The following is a 12590-nucleotide window of genomic DNA, read 5'->3' on the forward strand; positions in this document are numbered from 1 at the left end:
GTCTGGGTGAACAGTTACCTGTAGCCTTTCTGGAATTGGACTTTGCTTTTGGCCATGATCTTGCACCTCAGTAACTGTACGTAAGATCAGTATAGTTCGTGGTGACTGCTAATCATGGGTAATCAGGTATATCAAACCAAGTTTGTATTGCGCGATTGCAGCTCCCTGCTCGGCAGCCTTACGATACCAACTCACCGCTAGGGTATGGTCTTGTTCCACAACCCGGCCGCGTTCATACATCACGCCAAGGTTGAATTGGGCACTGGCATTACCTTGCAATGCTTGTGTTTGTATCGATAAAAAATCGGCACCATCTGTATCTGGCGCTATTGCAACATTCATAGACGCCTGTGGCCATAATGTCGCCAACCATGCATCAACTCCCCAATTAGCTAATTGTTCGACAAAGCCATAATCCTCATGCAGCAATATGACTAATTGGGAACGTAAAATGTGGCGCTCCGACGGACTCGACGTCATGACTAACTTTTGTACTAAACCTTCTTCAGCTAACAAAAGTAGCACCCTAACCTGGCGCTTATGATAGTTTTCATTGCATAAATCCGCAAATAGCGCCTTTAAACGAGCAGGCTGATTAACCGTCATTCCGCACCTAATTTTATTATTTTAAATGGTGATGAAGTTCACACAGCCAGGATTGAATTGAGAAAACCAGTGACTTCACTTATGTTGCCACGTAACAATACTCTGTTGGGTAACAGTTCACATCATTTCACGGGGGGCGAAAGAATGAATCTGAGCATTTTAGTTTTTATTCCAACCTCAACTGCCAACACCTCAATGTTGCAACTTGCTGTGAACGTGTAGGTATCATCGCCGAAAAAAATCCCCAATCAGGTGCGGAATGTCGGATTAACAATATCAGTCCCGTATTTTTTGACAACTTGCGCTAAAACCTGCGCTGGCTCACCTTTGTACATAAGTGCTATCTCATATTTTTCGGTTCAAGGTGCATTCAACTCTAAACTGTGCGGTGGATTCAACTCCGAAGTGCAACCACCACTTTAAACCAGGAAACCAGGAAACCAGGTTGTTTTTATTAACTGTTATTTATAATGACCTGTACGTCACCACAAATGGTTGAAACTTAAAATCAACTTTATTACCGCTGACTGAAATTTTAAAAATGCCAGTTTAATTATGCAGCGTTGCTGCATAATTAGCACGCTATTCTTGGTCGGTTCAACTTAGCGCATAATCGGCGCGATGCACCATATAATATGACCTTACAAGATTTTTAGCCAAAAATCTGGGAAGATATAATACAACCAGGTGAGTAATGTGACCTGACTCAAACAATGGTCACGAATAAAAATAGCTAAAATGGCCATTATGAGCTAAACTAAAAGAGAGTTTTAATTCAGAATGGCCGCTCGCCGTCAAACACTAAAATAAAACCAAAAAATGTGAATCAAACGATTTTATCACATTATTTAATCATGAAGCGTCGATCATTAACATGACTTAGTTGGTCAATTCCATAGTCAACGTTACATTACCAACTGACAGTGTCATGTTTGGTAACAGAGCTCTAGCTTGCCCTGGTTCTAATTTATGTGTTTTATCAGCATACTCATAGAACCAAGTGTCATTGGTTTGATTACGGAATATAAATGCGCTGGGGTTTTTGGGGTGAATTTCAACCAACCCCAATACTTTGTCGGCATTCGTAAGATCAGTGCTCGTATGATGCTGGCGTAAGGTCGCGCCTTCACGCACTATTAGTTGGGCACTACCACCTTGGTACTTGATTGTTAAAACCGCTGCAACTGACAATTTATTCGCACACTTAAAACAAACTTGGTTGGGTTTCTTTGTATCAAAGATATTTATCGCCTTGCAATGCTTACAAGTGACAACATTATCTGCCAACTCCATGAAAATTTGTTGCCATTTCGATAATCTTACCCTAGCACCTGGTTTTTCGACACCCTCTGTAAAAGTTGTCACAAAGTGGGATCGTAGGTGTTCTGGGCACAATTTATTCCATCGCTTGACACTTAAACTTAGTGTTGGGTCGTTATCGGCAGCGTTGCTACGATCGGTAGGGTGGTGGCAGAACAAAGGGGAATCAGCATAATGCTTGCGCTTTGCCGGTTGGTCCCAGCACCTGACTTTAGCCGTCAGTTGCCCCTCCATAGGGTGCTCCCAGGTCCACATTTGATAAAGCATAATGGCTATGGAATATAAATCACTGCTTGCATTCGGTTGCGATTCTGCCTTGGCTATCTCCGGTGCCATAAATTCTGGTACGCCAATGACGTTAGTATCCTCATTATTGATAGTGACATTATCATTATCACAAACAATGATCCGCCCATTTTCAATATCAAACTGAATGTTGCCAAGGTTTACATCGCAATATGCTAAGCCGGAGCGATGTATAGCATCCATAGCAAAGCAAACTAATTGACTCAAACGACATAACTTATCCAAAGTTGGCTCTTTTTGTCTGCCGTTGATGACTTTATTATAATGACAATAATGTTTGCCATCATATAGCTTCATGGAGTATCCAAAGGAGTCTATTCCAGGAAATTCCACTAACTCGATTGGCCAAATAAACTCGATATCATTGTTATTGCATTGCGGCTGACCATGATCAATCAATTTTTGGATATGACGTTTTTGCTCGGGTGTTGCCAAGTGTTTGTGATACATTTTGACCGCATAAAATTGGCCATCAGAGGCACACTTGGTCTTATATACTGTACCTTGCCCACCAGCGGCTAATCGCTCAAGAATGTCATATGCTTGACCACTGGAACCTTTAAATTGTTTTGTTTGAGAAGCCATATTTTTCGCGACCTTTGGAATTTGTTGATTTCGATGATTCGCCGAGACATTTACTTTGGTAGCATGAACAGGATTGTCAAGTCGAGTACGATAACTAAGCCCTGTTCCTGGCAATCCTAAATTGGAATATATGCCTCGTGAACCAAATGTAAATGATGCACCTCGCCGCCCCACAGTGATGCTTGGCGTCCCATTGCTTAGATTGAGGCGAATACCGGGTAAAATTTTGATCGACTTACGAAATCTAAATCCCATGATTATTTCCTTACTCGACCAGGGTTACGAGAAGTAATCTCACAAAAAATTACACTGTTGTGTTATATAAGTATAAATCTGGATGTACAATTAACCTTTTTCACCGGTGACTAATCACTCAACAGTGTCAACTCTTTTGGAATTAAGCCGGTGTAGTTTTTTTTGATGCTATCGCCCTCTTACTTCTGAGGAAGCAAAAGGGCATTTACTTACATAATCGACTAAGAGCCTCGATTTTCACAATTGAGACGTTCGCCAGAAAATACTACTGTCAACTATTGAGTATCAGATGTTTGACCGCGCAGTTGGGTTTTATGCTCAGGGTATTTTTGATATATCACTATGCATGCCATGTCATCACCTACACCTTGATCACTCCATTGTGACAACTTGCTGGGCAAAATCTGACTAACCTTTTCCATTCCCATCGTTTTGATGGCTTCAAGAATACTCGATAGTGTTTTCTCTGGGGATTTTAATGAATCCGTTATGCCATCAGTGGTCAGCACCCATAAACCGTTTTTGAAGGTGGGCTCCAATAAGCCGACTGAAGACTTATCTTGAATCTCGTATCTAAATTTTTTCGATGATCTTGGATCACTCAAGCTGTCAGTGCCAAGACCTAGAGAATCCTCCGGTTTGAGGGGGAATAGCTCTGTAGCTTGTGAGTCTGAAACTTGAAATATAGCGCTGTCACCCAAACAACCATGCACTATTAAGTCATCTATTGCGAAGCAGAACGCAAGGGTTGTGCCGTAAGGGGTAACCGATGGTTCGTCATTAGAACTGTGATTTAACAATGCATTTGCATGCTCTGTTACAGCTTCAATCCATCTTGAGTGTAAACTTTTGGTAAAATTATGTAATGTTATTTCATTGCGAATATAGCTCTTCCAATCGCCAGACTCAGCCTTGGTTTCAATTACAACTCGCATAAGACTTGAAACAGCTGATTGAAATGCTTGTAACGCAAGAAATGCACCCACATGGCTTTGGGTGTATTTCTCACTTCCATGGCCGTCGGCAACCGCAGCCACAGTATACGATTGACCACGATAAAAATACTGGCCTGCCATGCTTGCATCCTGGCAAGGTAGACCCTTATCTAGATGGGAAGCCCCGGTGGGGCTTGTGATCAGTATATCAAAATACGGTGTTACGAGTCGGGTTGCTTGCGGTAAGTCAGCGACGTTGGTCATCAAAAGACATCCTCAGCATTAACATCGCTTAAATCAATGATATCCTCAGCATTATCCAAATCTGCTTTACTTAAACTAACAGGAGCGATAGCGCTGTTTTCATCCGACACCTTCATATTTGATTTGGATGCTGAAGTTGTCGCTACCGTGCTGGCGGTACGGATAAAATGGACTAATTTACGTGGGCTATCTGCCTGAAGAGTCTCGACGTTGCCTTCTTTTCTTAGGTAGGGTGAAATGAATTGATCTAACTCTTCTTTGTTGTAGTCAATGTCACTTTGACCAATCCCGATTGAAATTCTTACCGCTTTTTTTCCCCAAGGAGAATTATCTAATGCTTGAATAGCAGCTTGATAATGGTCAGGCTCATCAGTGCAATAGCCATCAGATAGCAAGATACAAACCGGTGGTACATTGCGTCCACCCATTTTATTGACATCGAGCGCGTCGGTGAGCAGTTCAATTGCTTCAGCCGTCGCGGTACATCCGCCTTCAGCCTTCATATCATGCCACTGAAACTGTGAAATGTGCACGGGATCGGACCCCATATACCATTCGGCATTAGACCCAAAACGAATAACCCGCATAAAAATTTTAATTCGTTCACTGTCTTCAATGGCTTGGATATCGGGTAACACTTCTCGTATTGCCCAGTTCACCTTTTGCATCTTGGCTCCATCCATAGAATAAGACCAATCGACCAACCAGATGAAATGCAGGCTACGGTGACTTGCTTCACCCTCAATGATAGGAGTTACATCAGTCATTACATGTTTCCTTATGTCATTGTTAACGGTTTAGATCACGTCACAGAATTTCACGCTACGTTCCGTGGATAACCACATCCAGTATGATCCGTTAAGCCAAGCTGGAGGCAATCTATCGCAGTTCAACAGGTTCTGAATGTCCATGGATATCTTGGATACCGATCATTTTGTCAGTGGCATATCCGTGCATGTAGTGTGAGATAAGCTGTGGGATAGGTTGATATTTGACCAGCATTAGATGTGTTCTGTCATCAATTTGTAAAAAGATGACAGCTATCGCCACTCGCCGGGTTTCTTCAGACAAGACTACCGCCCCTGAGTGACAGCTCCCAGTCTGCTGCTTTTAACCCGCGAGATAGCAACCACCGCTGCCATAGTGCTCTCCCCAAAGAGAGATTGTCCTTTGGGTATCTTAATGATCGATTTAGCACGTTGAAAAGTGTATTTTATCTGAAATCAGTTCTTGATCAATAAATTACTTAATAATTGTTATTTTTGTAAGTAGTTCGTTTCGCTGGCAAGACGCCATTCGCTCCTTACCCGGCCTTCACTCCGTCTCTCAGGCAAGGAAGCGACAGCTAGCCGCAAGCACCAAATAGAATGAAACCGGTCAGGCTCCTTTTATAAATGGATATGACATGGGTCACTGAGGACAGCGAGAACATTGTGGCACCATTATGGTCGCTTGCCCTTTATCATCAGCGCGGCAGCAAGCATTGCGAGATCACACAGACCACCTCATGTCGAGTCAGCACATCAGGTCGAGCGCCACAGCCAGGCAATATCAAGGCTACTCGCCCAGACAGAGGTGGTATCTGGGTGTCGGGCTCCCTCTTCAATCATTCTGATCTGACAGATAGAAAGCACCGGCCAGCAGACCATAAACCAACCGTACGCGCTCATCCCGGCCCAGCAATACCCCGAGCAATACTTCGCCACTGGTCAGGTCATCCCCATGCCAGAAGCACCAGAGAGCAGCCTCTACCACATCCAGCCAGCTGGCGTGGCCCAGCTGGTTGCGTGATTTACGCCGCCAGCTGCCACGCACCACGGCATCACTATTCGGGGATCTGACCGCCAGCGCCCGCAACTCCATCACACTTACCGTGAGTCCATCCTGCTTGGCCGGGCGGCTGCCACCCCCTCCCCGCAGCAATTTGTCGAGCAGTAGCGCCAACAGGCGAAACGCATCCTGATCTTCAAAGCGGGCGTCGCCCCCCAGCAAGTCGGCAGCACCGGCCATCAGTTGCTCACACCCCTGGTCGATGGGCAGTAACGTGCGATCCAACCGGTGTTGCTCGATATGGATGGCCAATGCCGCCATCATCGCCAGCGGTGACGTCTTACCCTCTTGGTGACATGCGCCGTTGGCGAGTAAAGCGGTCAGCGCTGTCACTCGCTCGGCTGACAACAAACAACATATCCCCCTGATCAGAGGCATGCTTGCCTGATCTGATAACCGCGTTGGGTTCATGGCGCCTCAGTGCCGATCGCGTTTGAAGTGAGCGGTTTTATGACCAACGGTAACAATCTCGCCGTCTTGCAGGACCAGATAGTGACGGCGCAGTCGCTGACAACATTGTGCGGGCAATCCGCCTCCGGTTTGCAACATCGCCAATCCTTTGCGGTCGAGATAAACCAGTTCGCGGCCTTGATGATAAGCAGATCGCCCGATGCTCAGGAGCAGCTCCACCAACTCGGGATCAATACCGCGCTGCTGCATCCGGCACGCGGCGTGATGGCTGTATGCGCTATCCAACTTCCCGTTCATGACATGCTCCTTTGGCGCTCATTTCGATGGATTCATTATATGTAGCCTGTATACTCATGCCGATACTGGTTACATACACATGTCGCATTTTGGAGCACGTATGGCACCCAAAGAGCTCACCTGGGATCAAACCCTGCGCTTTCGTCTGCTGGAAATCGTATTGCAGTGGGAGGGACGGCTGACCACCAATCATTTGATGACTGCCTTCAATATCGGCCGCCAGCAAGCGTCACGGGATATCAATCACTACCTGACTCACTATGCACCGGACGGGCTGGTCTATGACAAAAGTCTGAAGGGATACAAACCCACCGAGCACTTTGTCCCGCGCTTTAGTGAAGGCAAAGTCGATGAGTACCTGATGCTGCTGCACCGTGAAAAGCAGCACCAGCGCCAGCATGAAGCCGGCCTGTTAACCCTGCCGCTGATGGATCTGCGCTACGGCCATATCGAGATCCTGGATGTGCCCAACCGCCATATCGACCCAAAAATCGTGCGAGGTTTGGTGCAGGCGGCGCGCGGCCAACTGCGGGTCGATGTCGATTACGTGTCGCTCAGCTCAGAGGCGCAGAGCGGCCGCAATATCGTGCCCCATACCCTGGTCTATGACGGGATCCGCTGGCACGTACGCGCCTACTGCGAGAAGAAAGGGGAATATCTGGACTTTGTGATGAGTCGTTTTCGGGGCGAACCGGACCTGCTGGATGCCTCCCCCCACGGCCGGGATCAGGATCGGGAGTGGAACACCCGGGTCAGCGCCATCGTCATCCCCAATCCAGCCCTCAGCGAAGGACAGCAAGCTATCATTGCCAGCGACTACGCCATGCCAGATGGCAAGCTGCTGATCAGCCAGCGCATCCCTTTGATGCACTATGCGCTGGAGCGGATGCAGGTGAGCTATAACGGCGAACACCAGCAACATCCCCTGCTCTACCCGCTGGTGCTGGCCAACCGGGAGGCGCTCATCGAGCAAGGCTGTACCTTCAAGCTCAAGAGTGCGGATTTGCTTGTGCTGCCACGTTAATACACTCCCCGCCCTAACGGACGGGGATCCCTACTGCCAGACAGTTATGCCCCGCCGTGAGAATGAGCTTCAACGATGATCAGGCGTCCAAGACTCCGTGATGAGGGCGTTTCAGGTCTCTGATCTGTTAAGCTAGCCCCTCAGTCGCGGCCGCATCACTCGAAGTAACCCATAACAGCCTATTCCCCACCATTCGCTTTGACCCATGCCATGTTGATCATGGATGGCAGAGAGTGCTGAATGGAATTCATCAGGAGATAACACCATGCTCAATGCGGCCAATCAGATCGAGAACAGCCTCAGCCCCTACGGGAGTGCTCAACAGCTGTAAAGGGCATTCCTCACCCAAAGCTCTGGCAGGTGAGTTGAGCCACTGAATAATGGCCGATATGTCTCCAGCAAAGAGTGAAGATGCAGCGTCTAACACCTTGACTAACATATATATTTTCCCGCTGTGCTCTACTGAAAGAACATGCTTGTCGTCTTTCATCTTCCTATGGTAGTTGGCGCGGCTGATACCTACCCACTGGCAAAGAATGACCTCATCAATATTTGTCTCTGAAGATAGCTTTGCCACAATGTCATAAGAGAATCCTGCCAGGATCTTCATATGTGCTTCGACAGGTTGCTTAGGCAACGACAAAGCAGCAAGAAGACTGACTGGTTTTCTGACCGAAGCCTTGGGCCTGTACCCAGTTCCTACATTCATAACCATCTCACTTTCAGCAAATTTTATATCGCATGAACAGTTAAGTGTCCGATAGTGGATGCTACCAGCCCTATGCGAGCGGTGGTGTTTCCCATCGTACGGGACGTCTATCCCCATGAAGTAGTGTTGCCTCCTATAGTAGAGACTGTAGGACTAGATCGGCTACTGTGGTGGTGTCAGTCCATTGCGCAGGTGATTGTCAGCCATATCGAATACGACAAGGTGAACCAGAAGTACTCGAAAAACAAGGAGTCACTATCATGTTAAGTATTGCGTTGGTTCAGATTAGACAAGCATTGGCCCAAGTGCCCTACATCGCCCGGATCAATAATCAGGACGATTATGGGCAAGCTCTTGAGCTGATGGACGAGCTAATCGATGACTATGACACCAATAAGCAATTGATTGAGTTACTTGCAGCCACTATAGAGCGCTGGGAAGACGGTGCCGACGAGTTCGCCGACTTAAACAAGGCAATAGCAGGCATAGAACCGGACATTTCGGCCTGAAGACCTTGATGAGCCAGCACAGACTGGGGGTAGCAGACCTGCCGGAGCTTGGATCCAAATCCAATGTTACCAAGTTGCTCAATGCAGCTGAAGGCAAAAAACTGAGCCGCCAATATATCGAGGCGCTAAGCAGACGCTTCGGAGTCGGAGTATCACCGGCACTGTTCTTTTGATTGCCAAGTGGGGAGGACTACCATCCGTTTCGAGGTAGATGCGGCTGGCTTGATTGCTAGTTGGCGGCGTTCATTTGTCACCGTAGTGGAAGCGGCAGGCAACCACCGTAACCGTGTTGCCTGACACGCTGTAAACTAAGCGGTGCTGCTGATCGATGCGGCGCGAGTATAGGGCAGGGTTCTTGTGATGGCGGAGACGTTCGGGCTTTCCTATCCCGCTGAACGGGTCGGCCTCTGTCGCATGTAACAGGGCTCTTATCCGCTCAACTTTGTGCTGATCAATCCCCTTCCAGTAGGCAAAATCAGCAGCGCCGTTTGGGGTGAAATTAATAGTCCACTGTGACAACTTCGCCGCGCTCCAACTGTGCCAATGATTCGTTGAGATGAGCAGCGTTCGCCGGGTTGCTGAACAGGTAGATCATTTCCAGCATGGCCTCATATTCACCAGCATCGACCATGACTATGTCTGGCGCATCCCGGCGCATGACGCGAACCGGTTCGGCGTTGTTGGTTACACGGCTCATGGTGTCCGCAAAATGTTTGCGGGCGTCGGAAAAGGTAACTGTGTGCATGATTCGCCTCCTTGATAGCGGTTTGCATCGTCAATTATGGCACATGTACCCATTTACGTACACCAATCGTCCGGTGTAGCTCGCCGATCATAGTTCTCCTGCATAACGCCCCATGCTCTGGCGGTGCCCCCCCGTGTCAGAATAGTTGTCACCTGACATCGGACGCGAACCGCCGCTATGTACGAGCAGGAGAACCCGCCCGGCGGGCAGGGAGTGAGGGGCTCATCCTCTTTGTGAAGCCGTTGCCACTGGCTATTAGCTTGTTTGACAACACGCTGTAATCCATCTAGCTCAAGCTTTCTCTGACATCTGCGATTGTGATGAAGAGTTTGTTCTCCGCATCTTGAAATGCCCGGAATCCATAGCGCTCATAGAAATGCTTTGCACCATCTTTGGCATCAACAATGACAACGGGAAATGCCACACTATCGCTCGCTGCCAATAGCTTTCGTAAAGCATCAATCAGTAACCACTCTCCAAAGCCTTTTCCTTTGTAGCGGTCATCAACCGCCAAACGTGCAATGAGGCCACCGGACGTCGAAGATTGGTGTTTTTTCTGTAACTTTTCAGGCAGTGCTTTTAAGTCAATCGGGGTCATCGTTAACGTATAAAAGCCGATGATATACGAATTATCGGTATCATCTTCTAAAACGAAAGTTCTGGTGTTGTCTTTCTTCGCTTGCTGACTGGCCATGACTTTCAGGTAGTTATTAAGGACTTCAATGCCGCAGTTAAACCGGTTTCTATCGTGTTTATCTTTATCGAGAAGTACCGTATGCATCATTGAGTTTTTCTCTCATAGCGCTCATAAGCGGCTTTGAGTTTGGCATTACCCAGTGCAGGGTTGTCCAACGCTTCCATAAGTAATATGGCGTCTGCTTGGCTAAGCTTTAAAGCTTGCTCACGTTCAATCACCTGTTTTGCCTTTTCAATAGCAGCATTCAAAACAAATGAGTTGATACTGGACATTCCAGCAAGAGCAGCAGCTTTTGTTAGTAAATCTTGTGTATCGACATCAACCCTGGCTGTGATACGAGGCAAAGTAGTCGCCATAATCTGATCTCCTATGTGTCAAACTGTCACATGGTTATTATGGCGTCAAAGTGTGCAACAAGCAATTCGCGTGTCATTTTGGCACACAATGACTCAATCGAAGTTTCAGATCCCTCACACATAGGTATGGAGATGATGTCATTGGCATAGGCCTGTTCCAACCTTACCCATTGCCACCTCTTGCATTCGAGACCCTCTTCCTTCATCCGCCGAGCAATCCTGCGACGACTGACGGTCTCGCCTTCGCCGATTCAGATTTGCCTGCTGGGGTTGGGGAGGATTGCGGTGAACGTCTACTCCTGCGGGAACCGGATCCCACCACTCCATGGCATCCAACCCAGATCACCCTGTTCCTGATGTTGTCGCTGGCTACACCAAAAAGCTTCTTTTGAGACCAATTCAAGCATGCCAATTTTGAGAGAAATCAGCATTTTTGATCTTTATATGATCAAAAAATTGGATCAATTTTTAAAATCTTATTCCCACTGGACTTGGCGATCCTGAAGTATACTGAATGACCTAAAATCACATGATTGATTTAAGTATCTGATTTATAAAAAATATAATCTAACGCAATCATAGATTTTCAGAGGTAACTAGACATCACTAAGCAGGTACGGCCTTCTAAGCCGTGGGTTTTCTAGCTGAGTAACCGCCTGATTAACGCGCTTAATAATGAAGCTTGAACTAGATACGATAACCAACATACTCAGTCCAGAAAAAATCGCCACTAACATTATGTAAACAGCAATATTGGCTTGTGATGCTTCAAAACTCTTTTTACCTTCATTAATTTGTATATCTAAAAATGACTGAGCTACCGTTTTGATATCATTAAACAATGGATTAATTTGACTGAGTAAGATGAAGTTAGAGTTTGTATAATCGCCTTCACTTAATGCCGCTATGGCAGGCTCAAAGCCCTTGTTAGTCACTTTGTCGAGTAAATTGACTAATTCATTTATCTGCTGGCGTTCAGAGTCATCAAGATCTGAGCTTAAAATTTCACTATCAACAATGTTATGCAGTAACGCGATTGATTCCCGCGATGCTTCAATATGAACCGACAAGGGATGGTTATGCATCTCGAATAATTCATTGTTCGGATTGTGTTGGAACCCCAGCAGTAAACTGCTACGCGCACTTTCTAGTTCGTTAAGTATTTTACCCGCCCGAATACTGTGCTGCATTCCTTGCTTATAAAGATCACCGATAGACTCTCCCGAATCCTGCATGCTAGTAATGCCTTTGTAACCTATAAAAGTAAATGCCACAATTATCAGGAAAATGTTCAATTTTAGCTGAACTCTCACTGATTTGAACCGTTCAAAAAAACCACCTATTTTTGTTGTATGATATAGCTTACTTGGCGCTAACAACGGTTCAAAAGCTGACATAATATCTTCCCTTTTTACAGGCTCTCAACTTAAGATAAACCTACTGATATAAAACATCGACTCAAAACCGCATAAGATGCGATAAATTATTAAGTAAGTTGATCTACATCACAGTCACTTAAGGTTCGCAATAATTTAGTTCGAATGCATACCCCCTTATGGCCCAGGGGGCTCCGACGGCGAAGGCCAATCAGTTGGAGCCATCGGCCTATATCAACTATGTGCTGGAGCGGATTGGCGAAGCCGACACTCTGGAAAAGCTGGAAGCGCTGCTACCGTGGAATGTGGCGTTGGAGCCGATTTCAAAAAAAGTGGCGCAATACCGTTAGGGCAAGTATGTCGAT

Annotated in this window: 14 protein-coding genes and 1 pseudogene; 3 read left to right on the forward strand and 12 right to left on the reverse strand. The window is 46.6% G+C overall.

Features of this window, described 5'->3' with window-relative positions:
- Positions 1-108: 108 nt before the first annotated feature.
- The 6 genes from BN1125_RS19410 to BN1125_RS17525 form a co-directional block, all read right to left on the reverse strand.
- Entirely contained in the window at positions 109-606 is a 498-nt protein-coding gene (locus BN1125_RS19410; RefSeq protein WP_052446196.1) for a tetratricopeptide repeat protein, read from the reverse strand.
- Between the two features lie 879 nt (positions 607-1485).
- A complete protein-coding gene (locus BN1125_RS17505; RefSeq protein WP_084202339.1) occupies positions 1486-3072 on the reverse strand; it encodes a DUF4236 domain-containing protein in 1587 nt (528 codons plus the stop codon).
- Positions 3073-3347: 275 nt separating this feature from the next.
- A complete protein-coding gene (locus BN1125_RS17510) occupies positions 3348-4271 on the reverse strand; it encodes a protein phosphatase 2C domain-containing protein (protein WP_042013882.1) in 924 nt (307 codons plus the stop codon).
- Positions 4271-5038 (reverse strand): vWA domain-containing protein, encoded by a 768-nt coding sequence (locus BN1125_RS17515; RefSeq protein ID WP_042013884.1) that lies wholly within the window; start codon positions 5036-5038, stop codon positions 4271-4273. Before BN1125_RS17515 ends, BN1125_RS17510 begins: the two co-directional genes overlap by 1 nt.
- An 835-nt stretch (positions 5039-5873) precedes the next feature.
- Positions 5874-6452, reverse strand: a complete 579-nt coding sequence (locus tag BN1125_RS19625; protein WP_244268520.1) for an ADP-ribosylglycohydrolase — start codon at positions 6450-6452, stop codon at positions 5874-5876.
- Between the two features lie 66 nt (positions 6453-6518).
- Positions 6519-6809, reverse strand: a complete 291-nt coding sequence (locus BN1125_RS17525) for a DUF4258 domain-containing protein (RefSeq protein WP_042013885.1) — start codon at positions 6807-6809, stop codon at positions 6519-6521.
- Between the two features lie 100 nt (positions 6810-6909).
- Here BN1125_RS17525 and BN1125_RS17530 point away from each other — a divergent pair, with 100 nt between their 5' ends.
- A complete protein-coding gene (locus BN1125_RS17530) occupies positions 6910-7833 on the forward strand; it encodes a BrxR family helix-turn-helix transcriptional regulator (RefSeq protein WP_042013886.1) in 924 nt (307 codons plus the stop codon).
- A 250-nt stretch (positions 7834-8083) separates the two neighbouring features.
- Here BN1125_RS17530 and parS read toward each other — a convergent pair whose 3' ends face one another.
- A complete protein-coding gene (gene parS, locus BN1125_RS17535; protein ID WP_042013990.1) occupies positions 8084-8542 on the reverse strand; it encodes a type II RES/Xre toxin-antitoxin system antitoxin in 459 nt (152 codons plus the stop codon).
- Between the two features lie 260 nt (positions 8543-8802).
- Here parS and BN1125_RS19415 point away from each other — a divergent pair, with 260 nt between their 5' ends.
- Positions 8803-9051: a hypothetical protein gene (locus BN1125_RS19415; RefSeq protein WP_042013887.1), complete on the forward strand. Its 249-nt coding sequence runs from the start codon at positions 8803-8805 to the stop codon at positions 9049-9051.
- Positions 9052-9294: 243 nt separating this feature from the next.
- On the opposite strand, the gene BN1125_RS18765 is transcribed toward BN1125_RS19415, so the two are convergent.
- The 5 genes from BN1125_RS18765 to BN1125_RS17565 all read right to left on the reverse strand — a co-directional run bounded on the left by BN1125_RS18765 (position 9295) and on the right by BN1125_RS17565 (position 12246).
- Complete coding sequence (locus BN1125_RS18765) at positions 9295-9570, reverse strand: Txe/YoeB family addiction module toxin (RefSeq protein ID WP_084202340.1); 276 nt, start codon at positions 9568-9570, stop codon at positions 9295-9297.
- Complete coding sequence (locus BN1125_RS17545) at positions 9551-9796, reverse strand: type II toxin-antitoxin system Phd/YefM family antitoxin (RefSeq protein WP_042013888.1); 246 nt, start codon at positions 9794-9796, stop codon at positions 9551-9553. Before BN1125_RS17545 ends, BN1125_RS18765 begins: the two co-directional genes overlap by 20 nt.
- Before the next feature lie 286 nt (positions 9797-10082).
- Positions 10083-10580 (reverse strand): GNAT family N-acetyltransferase, encoded by a 498-nt coding sequence (locus BN1125_RS17550; RefSeq protein WP_042013889.1) that lies wholly within the window; start codon positions 10578-10580, stop codon positions 10083-10085.
- Entirely contained in the window at positions 10577-10849 is a 273-nt protein-coding gene (locus tag BN1125_RS17555; protein ID WP_042013890.1) for a type II toxin-antitoxin system TacA family antitoxin, read from the reverse strand. Before BN1125_RS17555 ends, BN1125_RS17550 begins: the two co-directional genes overlap by 4 nt.
- A 596-nt stretch (positions 10850-11445) precedes the next feature.
- Entirely contained in the window at positions 11446-12246 is an 801-nt protein-coding gene (locus BN1125_RS17565) for an MCP four helix bundle domain-containing protein (RefSeq protein ID WP_052446200.1), read from the reverse strand.
- Positions 12247-12419: 173 nt separating this feature from the next.
- Between BN1125_RS17565 and BN1125_RS17570 the strand changes: the two are divergent.
- Positions 12420-12575, forward strand: a pseudogene (locus BN1125_RS17570) (transposase domain-containing protein); the annotation flags it as partial.
- Positions 12576-12590 lie beyond the last annotated feature (15 nt).

Source organism: Aeromonas fluvialis (genome assembly GCF_000819885.1).
Taxonomy (GTDB): Bacteria; Pseudomonadota; Gammaproteobacteria; order Enterobacterales; family Aeromonadaceae; genus Aeromonas; species Aeromonas fluvialis.